Genomic DNA, 19713 nt, shown 5'->3' with positions numbered 1-19713 from the left:
GACCATGCCCGCACTGAGGCGCCGATATCGCTTGCTGCTGGGAGTGCTCGGCCTTGTGCTGGGCCTGTTTGTGCTCGACCGGATCTTCCCGCCGCCGCTGTCACAGGTCGCGGAGGTGTCGCATGTGGTGCGGGACCGCAATGGCATCGTCCTGCGCGCCTTTCCGGTCGAGGAGGGGCGCTGGCGTCTGCCCGCAGACCTCGACACGCTTGATCCGGATTTTGTCGAAGCGCTGCTGGCCTATGAGGATGAGCGTTTCTTCAGCCATGCCGGGGTCGACCTGCTGGCCGTCCTGCGTGCGTCCCGCGACAGCCTGGCGGCAGGGCGGATTGTCTCCGGGGCCTCGACGCTGAGCATGCAGCTGGCGCGCCTGCTTGAGCCGCGGGAACGCACTCTGGGCGCCAAATTCCTGCAGATGATCCGCGCCGTTCAGATCGAGATGCGCCTGTCCAAGGACGAGATCCTGGAGGCCTATCTGACCCTGGCCCCCTATGGCGGTAATCTTGAAGGTGTGCGTGCGGCCAGCTGGGCGTATTTCGGGCGGGAGCCGGACGTGCTGACGATCGAGCAGATCGCCATGCTGATCGCCCTGCCACAATCACCGGAAGCCCGACGCCCGGACCGTCGACCGGAGCAGGCCGTTATTGCCCGGGGGCGGGTCCTGGACCGGCTGGCCGCGGTCGGACTGGCTTCAGTTGAAGCGGCGCGAGATGCCGCGCTTGACCCGGCGCCACAACGCCGGGCCTTTCCGGCCCTGGCCTGGCATGCCAGCGAGAGCCTGGTCCGCGAGCAGGGTCGAACGCATGGCGGTGTTGATCTTGTCTCCACACTTGATTTCGCCCTCCAGTCCGCCCTGGAAACAGCGATCATCGACGAATTGCCGACGGGTGATGACACCAGCCAGCTGGCGGTGCTCGTGGTCGAGAACGAGACCCGTGCGGTTCGTGCGGCGCTGGGGTCTGCATCCCGCTCGCGTCCTGGGGGCTGGATTGATCTGACAGATCGCGCGCGCTCGCCGGGATCGACGCTGAAACCCTTTATCTACGGCATGGCCTTTGATGACGGGTTGGCGGCTGCGCACACACGGATCGCTGACCTGCCCACACGTTTTGCCGGCTATCGACCGGACAATTTCGACCGGACCTTCCGCGGCGATGTGACGATTGCCGAGGCGCTCCAGCACTCGCTGAACGTGCCCGCTGTCGCGACGCTGGATGGTGTCGGCGCGCGGCGTTTCAGTGCGGTTTTAGGGTTTGCCGGTGCCGCGCCCGAGCGGCGGCGGACAGCTGGACAGGATGACGGGCTGGCGGTGGCTCTTGGCGGGGCCGGGCTGAGTGTGCGTGAACTGGCTGTGCTCTATTCCGCTCTGGCCGATGAGGGTGTTGCCCAGCCCTTGCGCTGGAGCGAGGCGGCACCTGTGCCCGAGGGCGGGTTCTCCGTGTTGAGCGCCGAGTCTGCGGGCGAGATTGTCAACATCCTGCGCCGGGCTCCGCATCCCGGCGGGCGCATGCCGGCCAGTCTGACACGTTCGGCGCCGGACATCGCCTTCAAGACCGGCACGTCCTACGGTTTCCGCGACGCCTGGGCTGCCGGGATATCGGGTCGATACACGATCATTGTCTGGAGTGGCCGGGCGGACGGGGCAGCACGCAACGGGCTGACCGGTCGAGAGGCCGCCTTGCCCGTCCTGTTTCGCATGTTCGACCTGGTTGAACAGTTCGACCCGTCACCGGCATTTGTCCGCACGCGCGAGCCAGAGGCCCTCGAGACACCGCCCACACTGGAACGCTTCACCGCCGATGTCGCGCCACACATCCTCTTTCCACCGGATGGAGCCGAGGTCTGGGCCGACCGCGCAGGACGCGGCTTTGTGCTGGCCGCCCAGTCCAGCCAGTCGGTGAGCTGGTATGCAGACGGCGAAGAAGTCGCTCGCAACGCCGCCGGGGATGCTGTCTGGGTGCCGGGCGGTCCCGGCTTCTACGAGATCGAGGCGGTGGACGACCAGGGCCGCACAACACGCGCCCGCGTAAGGATCCGGGGTGGCAGCGGATAGGGTGTGTTTGCTCCTGTGAGCTGACCTGTAACGGTCTCGCGGCTAGCTGATTTCCAGCCTCCCGGCGCGGATGTCATAGATGATTGCGCCGTCGCTGTTGGAGAACTGGTCTGACAGGGTTTTGTCCAGTGATATTCGGTGTTCGAACGGGCCGGGCAGGGCGAGCGGATTCATGAAGACGCGTTCGCAGAAGCGCGCGCCGGGTCGGGCGGTTTTCAGCACGCCGTCCCAGCACGCCGCATAGGCTTGGGGCGTACAGTAGGACCCGAAATCGGACAGCGAAAAGGCCGTAAAGCTTCCGTGCTGATCAGGCTCCAGCGCGGCAAGGTCGGTATCGGCGATCTCAATCCGATCCAGGCGGTCGCGCACACGCGCGAGATTGGCGCGCTGCAGGTGCAGGGGCAGAGCGCTGCTGGATGTGTGCTGGCCCAGAAAGATCAGGGTCGCGAAATCGGACTGGCCGAAGAGGAGATGTTTGCTGGCATTGTGGAAGGCTGCGGTCAGGCGACGGGTGGTTTCTGTGCGGTCGGGAAGGAATTGTCCGCCTGGTTCGCCGATGACATGGGTCCAGAAGAAACGGCTGGACAGCAGGTGAATACTGGATTTCCAGAAGGCATCCTCGAAATGCTCCAGCCAGATCTGATGTTGCTCCTCGACCGTCCGGGCCGCAAAAAGCTGATCGAGCCGTCGGCCCCTGACCAGGCGTAGTATGCGCGCCAGGAAGCGCAGCACCCGTTCCCAGCGCCCGGTATTCCAGACGCCCTTGCGGACAAGACCCGTTCTCGTGCTCCAGAACCGGCGCGCGTCCTCTGACAATACGGTTTCGACCCGGGCATGCAGGGCCAGCCGGTCTGGCGTCTGCTGAAACCCCAGATAGGCATATAATTCGTCATCGGACAGGGTCTTGAACGCCGCGATTTTGAGCCTCAGCAGGTGGTTCTGGGCCGGGTTGATGTCGATGGCGAGGATGTCGCCGGATCTCCCAACAGGAGATCAAGCGGCCGGGTGCCACTGGCCGTGAGGCAGAGCACGCGGTCCTCCGGTGACAGGTCGAGCGCGGCCAGCTCGGTGCGGCCATCTTCATTCGACGAGGTGAAGTTCAGGCTCGTGGCAAATGACATAGCGGTCTCACACGTAGATCGGCGGGATGTGGTCGGGCCGCGCTGGCGTCTCACCGCGCAGGATGGCGTCGATGCCCGCACGCAGGAAGTCCTGTGGAGCGATGAGACCGGGGCGACGCCCAAAGCGTTCAGCATTGTCGGTCACCAGCCCAGAATGTCCTCGTCCTCGGAGACCACCCGGCGCAGCATGGCCCGGACTATGGAGACTTTCAGCTGGGACAATAGCGATGTGCCGCGAATGGAGAGTCTGGAAAAGATCCGGGTTTCGTTTTCGCTGGCAGGGGACAGGTAAAAGCGCGAGGCGAATTCGATCCGGCCGTTGCGCCGGTATTCGACCTCGGCAATGCCGGGCGCGCGAAACCGGTCGGTGATCTCGTAACACTCCGTTCCGAACAGGCGGGAGACAAGGCCGCTGGGCGTGGCGCTTTCCGGATAGACCACCTCGATCCAGTCCGCCCCGCAGCGTACGCCGGGCTGGACGAGTTGCCGCCGGTTGGCCTGGCGCAGATAGCCGGCGTGCACGACAGAGGTATGGGTCGTATCCAGGATATTCTCCGCCATGTCGGCCAGCGAGGCGCGAATGGTGATGTCATCCGCGCGGGTGGCGGACGCGATGTCCTGTTGCGGAGGGGGCGGTGTGAAACCGTGTCCCGAGCCTTCCATCCGGACGAAGACCAGCCCGTCATGTTCCGCGGTCGCAAAGGCCTGGGCACGGATGCGGGGGGTGTTTCCGCCAGGGCCGGCATCGCCACGCACTGTCCGTCAGTATCAAAGCGCCATCCATGATAGGGGCAGGCGATCGCGCCCTTGTTCACACACCCTTTCGACAGCGGCGCGCCCCGGTGCGGGCAGATGTCGGTGAGGGCGCCGTAACCGTCTTCGCTTCGCCAGATGACAAGCGGCGTTCCCAGCAGCTGAGCCTTTGCGGGACCTGCGCGCAGGTCGCGTGTCGCAGCGACAGGATACCAGGCGGAGCGGTTCATTTGGGGCCCTGCCATTCGCGCACAACCCGGCGAAGCTTGCGGGTCTGCGGGCTGACCAGCGGGGCGGTCTGTGCGGTGATGTCGGCGCTTGCCCCCAGCCTGGCGAACAATGTGTTCAGCGCATGTGCCGCATCGCCTGTCAAATCCGCACACGCTTCGGGTAGCGCCAGGGCGATCGCCGCCTCGCCGGTCTGGGTGACGCGGAAATCCTCGATGCGCGGGCTGGTGCGAATAATCGCATTGCGGATGACATCCGGCGTGACCGGGATGCGGGCTACTGTGCCGGGCAGGTCGAAGATGTCATCACGCCGCCCGACAATCTCGTCGACCGTCTGCAGGGCTGATCCGCAGGCGCAGGGTGTTTCGGACAGGCGCAGGAGGTCGTTCATCTGATAGCGCACCATCATCTGGGATGTGCGCGAGAAGTCCGTGATCACCGGGGCGAGCAGGCCGGGTAAGTCCGGCTGGCTGTCCCATTCGAACGCCATCACATCCTCGGTGAGGTGTAGGCGGCCATGGGCACAGGCGACCGCGAACAGGCCCTCGGTCGCCATGTAGATTTCGCGTACCGTGCGCTGGAAGCGGGTTTCGATCTTCCTGCGATCCGTGGGGTCGAGAACCTCTGCGCCGGAAAAGATCACCTCGGGGTTCAGCGCGATATCCATGTCGGCCAGCAAGGTGAGCACGTGAGGTGTGGCGACCAGCACCGTCGGGTCGAAGCTGGACAGCGCCTCCGCGTGAGCGGCAACCCCCTCATTGAGATCAAAGAAGACCAGCTGGAGCCGCCCGCTTTCATTGGCAGTTTCATAGAGCTGGCTGTTGGTGGGCAGAAGGATGGCGACACGCTGTCGGGTGCGAAGGATATCGATACCGGTCTTGGCCAGCATCACGCCCAGCCAGCGTGCCCGCTCCATCGGGTCGACCAGGTAGAGGCCGCGATTGCCGCTCGTGCCTGTGCTGGCGCCGACATGGCAGCCATGCAGCGTGTTGCCGTGCTCCATTGCGGCCCAGGCATCTTCGGCCCTGATCCCGAAGCGGTTGTAACGATGAAATCCGGCCATCAGCCTGGCCTTGTCCATGCGCGGGAAGTCCTCCAGCGGCTTGCCGGCCAGGTCGCGGAAGGCCTCTGCTCGCGGCGCGACCTTTTTCAGGAAACGTCCGAGTTGTCGTTCCCGATGCCGTTCGATCACTTCGCGGGTTGCCAGGCGCGATGCGCGCCGGCGGGTCTGCAGCCAGGTGCGGGCGGTCTCCAGCAGGATTTTGGCGGACGTCCTCGCCATCACACGGTCTCCGGATCGTGGCAATAAATGACCCGGCCGCCCCGGCGTGCGAAGTCGGCGATGCGGGCCGAGGTGGCCAGCGCAGCCTGCGGGTCATGCAGGATCCAGCGAGCGGGAGGTGGTGGCAGGGTGCCGTCGACCGCCGCCTGGTGGAGCCATTGCGCGTCGGCGGCATAGAGGATGGGCTTGTCCGGCACCGGCCAGCAAAAGCCCATATGTCCAAGCATGTGCCCGGGCAGGGGGACGGCCAGCACACTTTGATCACCGAAGATGTCGTAGGCGAGGCCCAGACCCAGCGGGGCCGAGACGATCGGCAGGTCCTCGAACCGGATCATCCGGTCTGCGAGGTCATCGGGAAGCAGTTCGGAGAAGACCCCGTGGGTCGAGCGATGCAGCCAACTGGCCTGGGTGAAATAGTCAACGCTGCCGCCATGGGCATAGATTTTCGCGTCTGGATAATCGCGCAGTCCGGACACATGGTCGGCATGCAGGTGGCTGAGCAGAATGGTGTCGACCTTTGGGCAGGCTGCAGGCAGGGCATCGGCGGACAGTTCGGGCTTGAGTAACGCATTGTAGAAACGCAAGGCGAAGGAACGCCGGCCCTCGGTCACACGCGAGGTGTAGCCCGTGTCGATCAGGCAAGTACCCGCCTCGGGATGTTCGAAACGCCCGTAACGCACGGTGAGGTCGAGGCTTGTCCAGCGACCGCCGTGAAGCACCAGCCGCTCCGGTGCGCGCACCGTGGCGCTGTCAGGGAAGCCGGGCATCATCGGGCGGTGTCCTCGCAAAAGGTGCGGTCCAGGCCCTCTTGAATGCTGATCCTGGGTGTCCATCCCATCACCTCCCGCGCCGCGGAAATGTCGAGCGTCTGGCTGTAGGCAAACAGGCCGACACCATAGGCGGTGATCCGCGGTTCGGGATGGCCGGGGCGGATCCGCGCGATAGTTTCCAGGCCGCGTGCATAGGCCAGGGCAGCCCAGCCGGGGACACGGCGCCAGCGCACCTCTACGCCCGCGCGGCGGGCTGCGTCCTCGGTGACGGTTTTCAGTGTCAGAGCTTCACCACCCGAGATGTTGAACAGGCGCTGCGTCGGGGCAGGCGCGAGATTGAGCGCTGCGCGAACCGCTGAGACAACATCGTCGACATGGGTCAGATCGGTGACCGTCTCGCCCTTGTTCATCAGGGGCAGTGGACGTTCCCGGGCTGCCGCCAGGAGGCGCGGGAGCAGGGCGGTGTCGCCGCGTCCGTAAAGCCCGCGCGGACGCAGGATGACCGGGTCGAGCGCCTCGTGCACCAGCACCTCTTCCTCAGCCCGGGCCTTGGTGGCGGCATAGGCATTGACCGGCGACGGCAGAGGCTGTGTTTCGCGGACGTTCAACTGGTCGCGAAAGCGAAAATAGACGCTGGGGGTGGAGATGTGGACGAAGCGTTTTGCGCCCGCCTGCCGGGCCAGCTTCAGCGCGGATCGTGTGCCAAGGACATTGGCACGGTGAAAGTCCGCATGGCGGCCCCAGGGACTGGACAGCGCGGCGCAGTGCACAACCGCGTCCACCGCCGGCAAGTCAGGCGGGGTCGGATCGGCAAGGTCGAAGGCGAGTGTCCGGGCGCCCTTTTTCTGCAACCGCTCGAGGACATGGGTCTGGCGACCGCTGGCGATGACCGTATGGCCGCTCTCCAGCAGGTCTTCGACCACCCGGCCGCCCAGAAACCCGGTCGCGCCGGTGACCCAGATCGTCTGCATCGTCACGTTGTCACAGCCATGGCACCCAGCGAGATACCCGCCGAGGTGCCGGCCATCAGGATTTTCATATCCGACTGGATACGTCCTGCCAGACGCGCCTGGTGCAGAGCGATCGGCAGGGAGGCCGCAACCTGGTTGCCCATGGTCCTGGCGACATCAAAGATCTGTTCGGGTCTAATGCCACATCGCTTGATCATCAGGGAAATGGCATGCGGGCTGGCCTGGTGGGGCACGACCAGATCGATCTCGCCCAGCGACCAGCCGGTCCGGTCCAGAACCTGTTCGAGAAAACGCGGGAAGGTTTTCGATGAGAGCCTGAACACGCCCTTGCCGTCCATGGAGAAGACGGCATTGTCCTCGAAGGCCTCTGCCTCGGTTACCGGGTTGTAGCGCGTGCCTCCGGAGCCGACCTGGCAGTATTCGTAACCGTCGGCATGGGTTTCCATCAGCAACGGGCCGAGGCGCATATCGCCTGTTGAACCGGCCTGGACCACCAGGGCCGCAGCCCCGTCACCGAATAATCCGGCTGTAGTGGGGTCCTGTTTCCACGGGATGGCCTGGGAGGGCATTTCCGACACCACAACAAGTACGGTGCTGGCGCGCCCGGTGGCGATCGCCATGGCGGCATGGTCAAGGCCCAGCAGCGTTCCCAGGCAGGTCGCGTTGACGTCATAGGCCGGGAAAGCATGGGCTGACAGTCCGAGTTCCCGTTTGATCAGCGGCGCGGTCGCGGGCACGGGCTGTCGGCCGACAGCGCCGCAAAAGATCAGCAGGTCCAGCTCACCCGGTTCAATTCCGGCATCCGTAAGGGCCGCATGCGCCGCAGCCACGCCCATGCTTTCCTGGCTGTCGGCTTCGGTCGCATAATGGCGGGTCTGAACGCCGCATTTTTCCTCGAGCCAGCCGCGCGGCATGCCGAGACGCTGATCCAGCTCGTCCGATCTGACCGGCGCGCCAGGCAGGAATATTCCGGTGCCTGTAATCGCCGCGGATTCATGGCCCGCTGTCCTGTGCTGCATGTCATTGCCTTCTGCCGGGATGCGGGAATCCTAAAACCTGGGTTTTTGCTTGGCTATGAAATTTCGATTCACATGCAGTCGGCGTGTGGGATCAGCCTGATTGGTGGACATCGTTGATGGTTGTGTCCCGGTTCGACCATCCGTCCTAGTATTTGCCCTCACAGATAGTCAGTGACAGCTTTCGTCGTGTTTTCTTAGCGAGTGGCACCCTGCGGCGCTCGAAATCTTGAGTTACAAGGGCGATCAGCTAGACTGTCGGTACGTTTCTCGTCTGTACCACAGCCGTTTTCGACAAGTCGCAAGGAGAGAATATGAGCCGTCTGTTCGTCTGGTCCTTGTGTCTCGTGATCTTGTTGGCGGCGTGCCAACCTGCCAGTGAACCGCAGCGATCATTGCCCCGGTTCGAGCCGGTGGCGGCGGGTGAGGATTTTCCGGTTCAAGTGCCATCGTCCTTCGCCTCGACCCGCGGCTGGCTGGTGGTCGCGGAGGATCGCACAGATCCGCAGTCCCCGGAGATCAGACTGCCTGTTGCCGTCGTACACAATCGCTCTGGACGGGGAGGCGAACCGGTCCTTTATCTCGCCGGTGGACCTGGCGCATCAGGACTTCCGGCGGCGGCCTATCCGGGCGCCTACCCCTGGCTTGAAGACCGGGATTTCATCGTTTTCGGTCAGCGCGGAACTGCCAGTGCACAGCCGGCCTTGATGTGCCCAGAGTATCGGGATGCGGTGAGTTCCGGCAGCGATCTCGCCGATGCCGTGCGCCAGTGCCGCGACCGCCTCACCGCAGCGGGAATAGGCGTGGAGCACTACCACAGCCCGGCCAGCGTTGCCGATCTCGAGGATCTGCGCCAGGTGCTGGAGATCGAGACCTGGAATTTCTATGCGGTGTCGTACGGGACCCGGCTGGCGCTGTCATATGCGCGAGATCACAGCGCGAGCCTGCGGGCCATGGTGCTTGATTCACCCCTGCCGCCCAATGCCATTTATGACGATGAAAGCGCGGGCAATTTCGAGGCTGCGCTGCGCGCGATCACGACAGATTGTGCCGCGCAACCGGCGTGCGCGGCGGCCTATCCGGACCTGGAAGCGCGCTTTTTCAATCGGATCGAAGCGTCCACACGTGCCCCGCTCCGCATGGAAGGTCTTGCCGAACCTGTGACGGGGGCCGACCTGGCCGCGCTGATTGTCCTGTCTTCGGGACGCGATGTCATCGCGGCTCCGGGCAGGATGGATGCCGTTGCAAATCTCGACCCAGGCATAGCCGGTGTGATGTCCAGACCGAGAGCGGCCAGCAATCTTGCCTGGGGCATGCGCCTGTCGGTCTGGTGCCGTGAGGCCTTGCCCTTCAGCGACCGGAGCCGGCGTTCGCAAGCCGGGCCGGCACTGGGCGGATATGAAAGCGCCGCGATCCGGCCAGAGCTTTGCGCCGCCTGGGATGTGCCGCCGCTGGGCGCCGAGTTCATTGCGCCGGTGGTTTCCGAAGTGCCGACCCTGATCGTCGCGGGAGAGTTCGATCCCCTGACGCCTCCAGCCTGGGGGCTGCGCGCCGCCGAGACCCTCGCGAACAGCCGCGTGGTCAGCGTGAGGGGGGAAGCGCATGGTCCAACCCAGCAATGGGGTGGGGATGGATGTGCCATGTTGATGGTCGGACGCTTTATGGAAACCCCTGAGGCAATGCTGTCGGTCGCGGAATCCGAGCTGTGTGTCTTCGCACGCCCGGCGCCTCAATACGCTGTGCCAGGCGCAGCCGAGTGATTGGGGGCCACAGCGGTCACGCTCGCCAGACGGGTGGCTGACGGTGCGCCCGGGGTCGACATAAAAAGGGCCTGGTGAAGCGGATCACATTGAACGAGGTTTGTGATGCATCTCACGCATGATCCCGATGCGCCGGCAGCGGAGGAAATCGGGTTTGATAACTTTCTGAAAGTCGACATTCGACTCGGGAGCATCGTCGAGGCCGAGCCATTCCCGGAGGCCCGCAATCCGTCCTTCAAACTGCGCATCGGTTTTGGTCCGGGTATTGGTGTGCGACGCAGCGCTGCGCAGATCACAACTCTCTATACCACGTCGGAGCTGGCGGGGAGCCGGGTGATGGCGGTGGTCAATTTCCCGCCGCGCTAGATTGGACCGGTCAGATCGGAAGTGCTGGTGCTGGGTTTTCCGGATGCCGATGGCGCCATTGTCCTGGCGTGACCCGATCAGGATGCGCCGAATGGCGCCCGCCTGGCTTAGTCGAGTTGCTCCGAGACTATGTCCCCGGCTTCTGCCGAGAAATGGCTGATTTGTAATCTTTGAACGCAAAACACCGGGGTCGATATACGAGCCCGGCCATAACATTACATCTCTGTAATAAATTGATACATTTTTGTCGCAACTGTGACCGGAGAGCTGCCATTAAGGCGATGTCAGTTGACCCTAGGATTCACATGGCTTTCGGTGGCCGAGTTCGTGACTATTCATTCTAAAGGTTTTAGGCGATGAAATCATTTTCTCTTTCCAAAGCCCTGCTTTCGAGCTCGGCGCTGATCGCAATCGGCATCAGCCCGGCACTCGCGCAGGACGGCGGTGTCGATCAGACACCGGCGGCGGCTGAGGATCAGCAACCGGCTGAACGCATTGTCGTTACCGGTACGCGTATCCGTCAGTCGACCATCACTAGCCCGGTTTCCATGGACGTTCTCTCGGTGGACGACGCCCGTTCCGCTGGTGTAGCTGACGTTTCCGGCCTGCTGCAGAGCTCCTCTGCTGCTGCTGGTTCCAACCAGATCACCAATGCTGTTTCCGTCGCATACGTCTCTGATGGCGGTGTTGGCGCGGAAACCGTTGGTCTGCGTGGCCTCGGCGCTGGCCGTACGCTCGACCTCATCAACGGTCGCCGTGCAGGTCCGTCCGGTACGCGTGGTTCTATCAACGCATTCGACCTCGGTTCCATTCCGCTGGTTGGTATCGAGCGTGTTGACGTCCTCAAGGACGGCGCGTCCTCGATCTACGGTTCTGATGCCATCGCGGGCGTTGTGAACTACATCACCGATCGTAGCGACGGCAGCGAGATCGATTTCTACACAGAGGCACCGTTCGAGTCCGGTGGTGAAGTCTTCCGCGCAAGCGTGACGCATGGTGACAGCTTCGAGCGCGGTCGTTTCCGCGTCACGGCTGACTACTATATGCGCAATGAGCTCGCACGTCGCGACCGCGACTATCTCGATTGCCGCGAGAGCTACACCTTTACGGATGCCACAATGGGCACCCGTGCAGACGTTATCGATCCGCGTTTCGGCACCAATCAGTGTTCCGGTACGATCTGGGGTCACGTCTGGGCTTACAACTACAGCGGCCTCGCCAATCCGGACAACGTCGCCTGGAACCCGCGTAACCGTATCTTCCAGTACGACTACACCAACACCATGGCGGGTCTGGTCCCGGGCATTCCGGCATCACTGGACGGCACCGGTATCTCGGCTCCGGCCAACTGGTACCAGGTTGAGTACACCCCGGATCACATCGCTGGCCTGCCGGCGTTTGCGGGTATCGACGTCAGCAACCGCAACCCGGACCGCGTCACCGACCTGTATCCGGAAATGCAGCGCAATGACTCTGTCGCCGGTGAACTCGAGCGTGTCACTGTCATGGGTGACGTCGAGTACGACCTGACGGACAACATCACTGCTTATGGTGAGTTCCTGTTCAACCGTCGTTCCACCTACGTAAACAGCCACGACCAGTACTGGTCCTACCGTTATGGTGCGACCGACTATGCTGGTAACCCGAACCTGTCCGGTGACGGCGGTGAGAACTGGCTGATGCCGGGCCTCAACATCGAATTCAGCCCGACGCCAGTCGTCGAGTGGGGTGATGAAGAGGTAACTGTCGAGTACATGCGTCTTCTCGGTGGCCTGCGTGGCGACCTGGGTGATGTCGGCATGTTCTCCAACGTGTCCTGGGATATGTATGTCCAGCACTCTGACAGCTACGGCGAGTACACCGAGCAATATGTCCGTAACGACTCGATCAACTCGACCAACTACCAGATGGCGTCCTGTGTGGGCCAGAACTCCGGTGGTGCGACGGCTACGACGAACACCGGTGAAACCGTCACGGTTGCCGGCGTCTCCTGTGTTGATGTTCGCTGGTTCGATCCGGGCTTCCTGGCTGGTAACCTGACCGATGGCGAGCGGGCCTTCCTGCTCGGCACCGATACGGGATCCACAGACTTCACCCAGACGACCTTCGATGGTTACATCACGGGTGATGTGTGGGAGCTGCCGCAAGGTCCGATGAGTGCTGCTCTCGGCATCTTCTATCAGCGCGACGAGATCATGGACCGTCCGTCTGATACGACCCTGACCGGTAACGAGTTCTTCGGCTCCAGCGCTGGTATCACCACCGGTGAGCAGGAAACCCAGTCCATCTATGGTGAGGTTTCCATCCCGCTCTTTGGCGATATGCCGCTGGTTCAGAGCCTGAACGTCATCGCATCCGGTCGTTACAACGAGATCACGTCGTCTCACCGTGACGGTCGTTCCCTGACGGTTGATGGTTCCAACTACCGCTTCACGCTGGATTGGGCTGTTAACGATGCACTGCGTCTGCGCGGTTCCATTGGTACGTCCTTCCGTGCCCCGGCGCTGTACGAGCAGTTCCTGGCAGCTGAATCGCGTTCGCGTCGTCAGTCTGACCTCGACCCGTGTATTGGTTGGGGCGCAGCTCTGGGTAATGGTGACATCTCCCAGACGGTCGCAGACAACTGTGCAGCTGACGGTATTCCGGACACCTATTCGGGTGCGCCGATCGCTGCTCAGGAATTCCGCGGTGGTGGCTTCGGCTTCCTGAAGCCGGAAGAATCCGACAATATGACCGTCGGTTTCATCCTGACGCCGGACTTCGAGTTCGCGAACGTCAGCTTCGCGATGGACTACTTCGAAATCGAGATCAACGATCAGATTTCGACCCTGTCTGGCCCGCAGATCGTCAACGGTTGTTACTCGTCCCAGAACTTCGCTTCCGAGCCGCTCTGTGACCTGTTCTCACGTGGCAACATCATCGGTGGTGAATACCGGATCCAGTCTGTATCCGCGACCTTCATCAATATCGACACCCAGACCAACCGCGGTATCGATTTCACGATGAATGCCAACCGTGACACGCCGTGGGGCTTCCTGGACATGAACCTTCAGTTGTCCAAACAGCTTGAAGACAACATCCAGCTGCTCGGCGCGTCCGCAACGCGTCACCTGAACGGTTCTGTTGGTGAGCCTGAGTGGGTTGCACTGATGAACATGACGCTGTCGCCGACCGAAGACCTGTCCCTGCGCTGGGGCATGAACTATGTCGGTGAAGCCAGCACGCTCCAGTCTGTCTTCGCCAGCGTTCCGCTGTCGGAGCAGCCTGCTGGTGGCGGTGCGTACACGATCACCCAGCTGGGTGAGACGGTAAACACCAAGACCGAAGCTGAAGCCATGTTCTACCACCACGTTTCCGGCGAGCTGCTGCTTGACGGTGGCTGGACGATCCGTGCGGGTATCAACAACGTCTTTGACGAGCATCCGCCGGCACTGACGAACATCAATGACAGCCCGGACCTGGTCTTTGCAGGCAATTCTCCGATTGTCTCGCAGTACGACCTGCTCGGCCGTCGCGCATTCCTCAACATCTCCAAGACGTTCTAATCTCAGAGAAGTTGTAGTATCTGGAGAAGGCGGGCCCTGGTGGCCCGCCTTTTTTACAACATGGACATGAAGCATGCCAATCGTACTCGCCGACCCGGACAATCTTGATGAGAAGAATGCCGACTTCGCCCAGGTGCCGCTGAAAAAGCATTTCTTCCTCAACAGCGTCCCGAAAAGCGGCAGTCATCTGATGAAGAACATTGTGCGGATGTTCGTTCCGGTCGAGCAGCAGTACAGCGCAGATTTCATCCAGTATCCGAACCTGAACCAGCACGCCAAAGCCTTGCAGGGCGATCCCGCGCTCTCATGGGGGCATTTGCTGTTTGGTGAAGGCCCGGCGATCCTGTTGAAGGACGTCAATCACCTGCTCCTGGTACGCGACCCCTATAGTTGGGTTCTGGCGCGCGCCCGCTTTTTCCTGTCGGATAATTTCCAGGCCAATATTGACCACCTCAAGGGCGGTCGTGTCGAGATCCATGATTATCTGAACATGATGATCTTTGGCGCCCACAACCGCTTCCCGACCATGCAGGAAATCTATCACAACAATGTTGTGGCCTGGTTGGGCACCAGTGCTCGTATCGTCAAATACGAGGACGTGGTTCACCACCTCAAGAATATCGACGAGCCGGAGGCCGAGACATTTTTTGGCGAGCTGCTCGCTTTTGGCGGGATCGATTTGCCGTCGGACTGGAAAGAACGTGTCGCGGTCGGTTCAGATCGCAAGCAGAGCGGCACGGCTCGGGAAAACCTTAAACTCCAAGGCCAGGAAGTGCCGTCGGAATTGCCGGAGATGCAGAAAAAGCTGGTGGATCATACCAATCCGGGCTTGCGGGAACTGCTCGGTTACAAGTGAGGCCGTTCGACCCAGCCGGCAGGCCGCTGACCGAGGGGCCAAGCCTTCATTCCCAGATTATGATGCAGCCAGGAGTGGTGCGGGGAGAGACGTGATGGCGCCGCCCGCAGAATGTTGGACACGACTTCCAGCATATGTGACTTCGGCCTGTCATCGCCCATCGTCTCGAATTCCGATCCACGGAAATCCATCCCATACAGGATGGCCTCGTAACTCTGATGGTTCCACAATCCGCCGGTGTCGACTGGGGCGCGAGTGTCAATTTCCGGATCACCGGTGATGGTTTCGCCATAGGTGAAACCGGAGAAGGCCTGGTCCTGGAAGTCCGACATTGATGGCGGTTTCATGCGCCAGTGTTCGAGCTTTGCTTTCAGGCGATCCGTAATGTGCTCAGGACGTTGCACAGCCTGCCAGAATTCGGTGTCGGTGCGACGGGTCAGGCAGTAGTGCATGTTGATGAAATCAAGGATCTCGTAATAACGGTTCGAAACCACCCGGTTAAAGCGGAAGGCCAGCGGTTCGAGGTCCTCGTCGCGATAGGGAAAGTGTTCCGCCAGCAGCACAGCCGCCAACTCCGCCAGGTAGATGCCGGTTGATTCAAGGGGTTCGATGAAGCCGCTGGCGAGGCCCGCCGCGATGCAATTGCCAGCCCAGGCTTTCTGCCGCTTGCCAACCTTGAACTTGACGATACGCGTGTCCGCCTTGTTCTCGTCGACGCCCTGATAGGCCAGCAGCTCGCGGGCCGCATCATCGGTGCTGATGAAATCGGTCGCGTGCACATAGCCGATCGCCCGGCGGGTTTGTGTGGGGGTGTCCCAGATCCAGCCGGCGGACATGGCGGTGGCCGTGGTGTACGGGCGGACGACGCCGGGGAAATAGTCCTCATAGCCAAACTGGGCGACGACAGCCTGATTGCAGAAGAGCCATTGGGAGAAGTCCTCGAAGGGCACGCCCATGGTCTTCTCCATGAGCAGGGCCTTGAAGCCCGTGCAGTCGACAAAGATATCGCCCTCAAGCTGGTCGTTCGTGTCGAGGTCGAGTGATCTGATCAGGCCGTTTTCGCCGGTATTCACCTTGGTTACATTGGCCCGGACATGGGTGACGCCGGTCGCCGTGGCGATCTTTGTGAGATAATCGGCAAATTGCTGGGCGTCGAAATGGTAGGCGTACTTCATAGGAGCCACAAAAGGGCGACCATCACCGGTTTTCGGGCCGCGGCAGGCTTCGGCGATCAGGGTCTGGGCACTGACCGTTTCCATGAACGGGATGTCGCGCCGCGAGACCATCCAATTGGCACCACTATTGTCGATAGGCCCGAGCGTCGCGCGGTTGAAGGGGTGGTGATATCCGGATCCGTTATTCTCCAGCCAGTTCACGTATTTGATCGACTGTTTGAAGCTGGCATCTGTTTCGCGCATGAATTCCTTTTCGTCGATACCGATCACTTCCAGCACGTGATGGATTGAAGGAACGGTGGCCTCGCCGACCGAGATGCGTGGCACATCTGGAGATTCTACAAGCGTTATGTCGATTTTCTTGTCGCGACCGCGCGCATTGATCGCGCCATTCAGATAGGCCGCCATGATCCAACCGGCGGAGCCGCCACCAACAATCACTACACGTCTCATAAGCGCTTGTTCCCAATCAGAAATGGTTCAGTGGCATGTTACCTGCGCCCGAGGAGGCTGTCATGGGCGTGGTGTGCAGAAAACCCCTTACCGGTTGCCGTGTTCGTCTGGCTCGATTTCACCGGTCTCCAGGATGGGTGAAGCGTCGAGGTCTTCGGCATCCATCATTTCGGCGATCCGCTGGAGAGATGCGATGAGCATCCCGCGCTCCCAGTCCTGCAGTTTGCGAAACTCCCGGAGGAAACCAGCCTGTAACAATTCCGGAGCCGCTGCGGCAGCATTCAGTCCCTCGTCGGTGAGACAGGCCAGCACGACGCGCTTGTCAGAGGCGGAGCGATCCCGGCGTACCAGTTCCTGGATGTCCCTGCACGTTATGGCGATGGGGGTGGCGCTGGCGGCATATGCAAACTGGATCGCGTTGATCTCGGTGACCTATGCGCTGACCTATGCCTTTCTGGCGATCTACTGGCATGACACTTCGGAGCATCCGGTTTTTTCCCAGGCTGTGTTGGTGTGGACCAGCTGCGCCTTTGCCTGGATCATGTCTGTGACCTTTTCCATGCGGGCCCGGCGGCGTTTCTATCTGACCGAGCTTTACGAGAAAGCCCGTATCGCGGCCGAGAAGGCTCAGGAATTCTCGACCTTCCTCCTGGCTGCAACAGGTCATGATATCCGTCAGCCTGTCTACGCGCTCGACCTCAATGCCGGCTTGCTCGAGGATCTGCTGGAAGCCGAGAACTGGGAGAAGGCCAAGGAAGTGGCCGGCCGTCAGCGCGAGGTGGTTCGGAATGTCTCCTCGCTGCTCTCTTCGGTTCTTGAACTTTCCTATCTCGACACGGACCGGCGACCGGTCGATCGGGAGCGGGTGGCGATCGGCGACCTTGTCCGCGAGGTCGTGACCCCGCTGGAGGAAGTCGGGCGCAGCAAGGGGATCGAGGTCCGCTGGATTGGCAGCAGCCAGACCATCGAGATCGATCGCGGCATCGTCGAACATATCCTGACCAATCTTGTCTCCAACGCGATCACTCATTCCGGTGGCAAGCGTGTGCTGATCGGGGCCAAACGAAACGCCGGCGGCATTGATTTGCTGGTTGTGGATGACGGCAATGGTATTGGCCGTGAAGTCATGATGCTGGACAGCATGTTGATGGTGGAGGAGAGCCGGAAAACCGGCCATCGCCGCGCGGGTCTTGGCCTGGAGATCATCTTCAGACTGGCAGAAAAAGGACGGATGCGTATGCAGATCCATTCCCGTCCCGGCCACGGCACGCTGGCGCGGCTTGGGCAGGGATTGACCTGATGTACACGTGATCACATTTGTCCACGGTCACGAGGGGTCGACCCGGTCGGGAATCGGATTAGCACCGGGATATGGGCAAACTCTATTTTACATACAGCGCAATGAATGCTGGCAAGTCCGCCATTCTTCTCCAGGCCGCTCACAACTATGGTGAGCAGGGCATGAAGGTCATGTTGTGGACCTCGCAGCATGGCGCCGCTGACGACAGCGATGCCGGTGAAATCGAGTCGCGTATCGGCCTCAACGCGCCCGCGCATCTCTATCGTGACGGTACGGACATGTATTCGCAGATCCTTGCGTTCCGGGAGGCGGACGGGCTGGATGCGGTTTTTGTCGACGAGGCGCAATTCCTCTCCCGCGACCAGGTCTGGCAATTGGCCCGGGTTGGAGACGAGTTGGGCCTTCCGGTCCTGTGTTACGGACTGCGTACGGATTTCCAGGGCAAGCTGTTTGAGGGGGCCGCCGAGCTTTTGGCCATCGCTGATGATCTGCGAGAAGCACGCACGATCTGTCACTGTGGTCGCAAGGCGACAATGAATCTGCGTTTCGACGCGTCGGGTGATGCGGTCACTGAAGGTGTCCAGGTCGGCGTGGCCAAGGCGAATTATCTCTCGCTCTGTCGCAAGCACTGGCTAGAGCGTATGCAGGCAGCAGCCAGCGAAGAGGCGCGTGTTGAAGGCGCGCTCGATACTGTTGACGCCTGATCTGCTGGACCCGTTGGCCGGGCCGGATGCGAGCCGAGATGTGAATCCGTGCTTTCACCGCGTGCGCTCGCGTGGCAGAACAATTTCTGAAGTTCCGTTTCCAGGCGAGCCAGTAGTGGGGGCAGCCGCATGAGTGCCAATATGTTAGCGGGTGTCGGAGCGCTTACGCTTCTGGTCATCGCCTTTGTATTCTCGACCAATCGTCGCAAAATTCGCCTGCGCACGGTGCTCAGCGCCTTGCTGTTACAGGCAGCGATTGGCGGCTTTGTGCTCTATCTGCCAGCAGGGCGTGAAATGCTTTCCGGCCTGTCTGCCGGTGTGACCCAGCTGCTCGCATTCTCTGCCGCCGGTATTGAAATGGTTTTCGGACCGCTTGTGTCTGAGTCCGTTGGATTCAGTTTCGCGCTCAACGTCCTGCCGGTCGTGATCTTCTTCTCCGCGCTGATGTCCGTGCTCTATCATATCGGCATCATGCAGTGGATCGTTCGTGTCGTCGGCATGGTTCTCAATGTTCTGCTGGGGACCGGACGGGTTGAATCGCTCAATGCGGCCGCGAATATTTTTGTCGGCCAGACAGAGGCGCCGCTGGTCATCCGCCCGTATCTGGATGGCATCACCAAGCCGCAATTGTTTGCGATCATGACCTCCGGTCTCGCATCTGTGGCCGGTACTGTCCTGGCGGCCTACGCCCAGATTGGCATCAGCATTGAATACCTGCTCGCCGCCAGTTTCATGGCGGCTCCGGGTGGTCTGCTGATGGCCAGCATCATCATGCCGGCGGACGATGAAAAGGATGAGGAACAGGACATCGTCAACGCCCCGCCGGCGCGTGAACCGCACGCCAATGTGGTGATGGCCGCTGCTGTTGGCGCCAAGGACGGCCTGAGCCTGGCTTTGAATATCGGAGCGATGCTGATCGCTTTCGTCTCGCTGATTGCCCTGGTTAACGGGCTGATTGCGATGGTCGGTGGCCTGTTCGGTATTGAGGGTGTGACCATTCAGAGCCTGCTGGGCATGCTGTTTGCCCCTCTGATGATGGTGCTCAGCATTCCGCCTGCCGAGGCCCAGGCCGCAGGCGCCATTGTCGGCGAAAAACTGGTGATCAACGAGTTCGTCGCCTACCTGACCCTGTCCGGCAGCCTGGAAGATTTCTCACCGCGCAGCCAGGCGATCCTGACTATTGCTTTGTGCGGTTTTGCCAATCTGAGTTCTGTCGGTATTCTGCTCGGCGGGCTGGGCAGCCTGATCCCGGAGCGCATGGGCCAGATCGCCAAATTCGGTTTCCGCGCCGTTCTTGCCGGTTCCCTGTCAAATCTGATGAGTGCGGCGATAGCGGGTATGCTGTTCGTGGGGTGACGAG

Annotated in this window: 15 protein-coding genes and 3 pseudogenes; 8 read left to right on the top strand and 10 right to left on the bottom strand. The window is 61.5% G+C overall.

What is annotated here, in order from left to right; genetic code table 11:
• The first annotated feature begins 4 nt into the window (after positions 1–4).
• Positions 5–2053, top strand: a complete 2049-nt coding sequence (gene pbpC, locus SIC17_RS06365) for a penicillin-binding protein 1C (RefSeq protein WP_412546725.1) — start codon at positions 5–7, stop codon at positions 2051–2053.
• A gap of 42 nt (positions 2054–2095) precedes the next feature.
• Here the strand turns inward: pbpC and SIC17_RS06360 are convergent.
• The 8 genes and pseudogenes from SIC17_RS06360 to SIC17_RS06325 all read right to left on the bottom strand — a co-directional run bounded on the left by SIC17_RS06360 (position 2096) and on the right by SIC17_RS06325 (position 8197).
• A pseudogene (locus SIC17_RS06360) lies at positions 2096–3174 on the bottom strand (DUF3419 family protein).
• 7 nt (positions 3175–3181) lie between these two features.
• Positions 3182–3319: a hypothetical protein gene (locus SIC17_RS06355; protein ID WP_412546724.1), complete on the bottom strand. Its 138-nt coding sequence runs from the start codon at positions 3317–3319 to the stop codon at positions 3182–3184.
• Positions 3316–3930, bottom strand: coding sequence for a hypothetical protein (locus tag SIC17_RS06350; protein WP_412546723.1), 615 nt, complete (start codon positions 3928–3930; stop codon positions 3316–3318). Before SIC17_RS06350 ends, SIC17_RS06355 begins: the two co-directional genes overlap by 4 nt.
• 29 nt (positions 3931–3959) lie before the next feature.
• Positions 3960–4157 (bottom strand): annotated as a pseudogene (locus tag SIC17_RS06345) (Rieske 2Fe-2S domain-containing protein); the annotation flags it as partial.
• The gene (locus tag SIC17_RS06340) at positions 4154–5437 is read right to left on the bottom strand and encodes a F390 synthetase-related protein (RefSeq protein ID WP_412546722.1); all 1284 of its coding nucleotides are present in this window, start codon (positions 5435–5437) and stop codon (positions 4154–4156) included. The pseudogene SIC17_RS06345 and the gene SIC17_RS06340, both read right to left, overlap by 4 nt.
• Complete coding sequence (locus SIC17_RS06335) at positions 5437–6207, bottom strand: MBL fold metallo-hydrolase (RefSeq protein ID WP_412546721.1); 771 nt, start codon at positions 6205–6207, stop codon at positions 5437–5439. Before SIC17_RS06335 ends, SIC17_RS06340 begins: the two co-directional genes overlap by 1 nt.
• Positions 6204–7178 (bottom strand): NAD-dependent epimerase/dehydratase family protein, encoded by a 975-nt coding sequence (locus tag SIC17_RS06330; protein ID WP_412546906.1) that lies wholly within the window; start codon positions 7176–7178, stop codon positions 6204–6206. Before SIC17_RS06330 ends, SIC17_RS06335 begins: the two co-directional genes overlap by 4 nt.
• Before the next feature lie 2 nt (positions 7179–7180).
• A complete protein-coding gene (locus tag SIC17_RS06325) occupies positions 7181–8197 on the bottom strand; it encodes a 3-oxoacyl-ACP synthase III family protein (RefSeq protein WP_412546720.1) in 1017 nt (338 codons plus the stop codon).
• A gap of 311 nt (positions 8198–8508) precedes the next feature.
• On the opposite strand from SIC17_RS06325, the gene SIC17_RS06320 reads away from it, so the two are divergent.
• The 4 genes and pseudogenes from SIC17_RS06320 to SIC17_RS06305 all read left to right on the top strand — a co-directional run bounded on the left by SIC17_RS06320 (position 8509) and on the right by SIC17_RS06305 (position 14721).
• Positions 8509–9954: an alpha/beta hydrolase gene (locus SIC17_RS06320; protein ID WP_412546719.1), complete on the top strand. Its 1446-nt coding sequence runs from the start codon at positions 8509–8511 to the stop codon at positions 9952–9954.
• A 105-nt stretch (positions 9955–10059) separates the two neighbouring features.
• Positions 10060–10392: pseudogene (locus SIC17_RS06315) on the top strand (tRNA-binding protein).
• Between the two features lie 284 nt (positions 10393–10676).
• Positions 10677–13865 carry a TonB-dependent receptor domain-containing protein gene (locus SIC17_RS06310; protein ID WP_412546718.1) on the top strand — a complete coding sequence of 1063 codons (3189 nt, stop codon included), beginning with the start codon at positions 10677–10679 and terminating at the stop codon, positions 13863–13865.
• Positions 13866–13938: 73 nt separating this feature from the next.
• Positions 13939–14721 (top strand): hypothetical protein, encoded by a 783-nt coding sequence (locus tag SIC17_RS06305; protein WP_412546717.1) that lies wholly within the window; start codon positions 13939–13941, stop codon positions 14719–14721.
• Here the strand turns inward: SIC17_RS06305 and SIC17_RS06300 are convergent.
• Both SIC17_RS06300 and SIC17_RS06295 read right to left on the bottom strand, forming a co-directional pair.
• Positions 14712–16349: a tryptophan halogenase family protein gene (locus SIC17_RS06300; RefSeq protein ID WP_412546716.1), complete on the bottom strand. Its 1638-nt coding sequence runs from the start codon at positions 16347–16349 to the stop codon at positions 14712–14714. The two genes, SIC17_RS06305 and SIC17_RS06300, sit on opposite strands and share 10 nt — an antisense overlap.
• Positions 16350–16436: 87 nt before the next feature.
• Entirely contained in the window at positions 16437–16661 is a 225-nt protein-coding gene (locus SIC17_RS06295) for a hypothetical protein (RefSeq protein WP_291896552.1), read from the bottom strand.
• 46 nt (positions 16662–16707) lie between these two features.
• Here SIC17_RS06295 and SIC17_RS06290 point away from each other — a divergent pair, with 46 nt between their 5' ends.
• From SIC17_RS06290 to SIC17_RS06280, 3 genes are all read left to right on the top strand, one after another.
• Positions 16708–17649, top strand: coding sequence for a sensor histidine kinase (locus SIC17_RS06290; protein ID WP_412546715.1), 942 nt, complete (start codon positions 16708–16710; stop codon positions 17647–17649).
• Positions 17650–17720: 71 nt separating this feature from the next.
• Positions 17721–18353 (top strand): thymidine kinase, encoded by a 633-nt coding sequence (locus SIC17_RS06285; RefSeq protein ID WP_291896548.1) that lies wholly within the window; start codon positions 17721–17723, stop codon positions 18351–18353.
• A gap of 129 nt (positions 18354–18482) precedes the next feature.
• Entirely contained in the window at positions 18483–19709 is a 1227-nt protein-coding gene (locus SIC17_RS06280; protein ID WP_291896546.1) for a NupC/NupG family nucleoside CNT transporter, read from the top strand.
• Positions 19710–19713 lie beyond the last annotated feature (4 nt).

The organism is Maricaulis sp. MIT060901, assembly GCF_047123815.1.
In the GTDB taxonomy this organism is placed as follows: Bacteria; Pseudomonadota; Alphaproteobacteria; order Caulobacterales; family Maricaulaceae; genus Maricaulis.
Note: the sequence above shows the minus strand (reverse complement) of the source record. Positions and strands in the feature narration are given on the sequence as shown.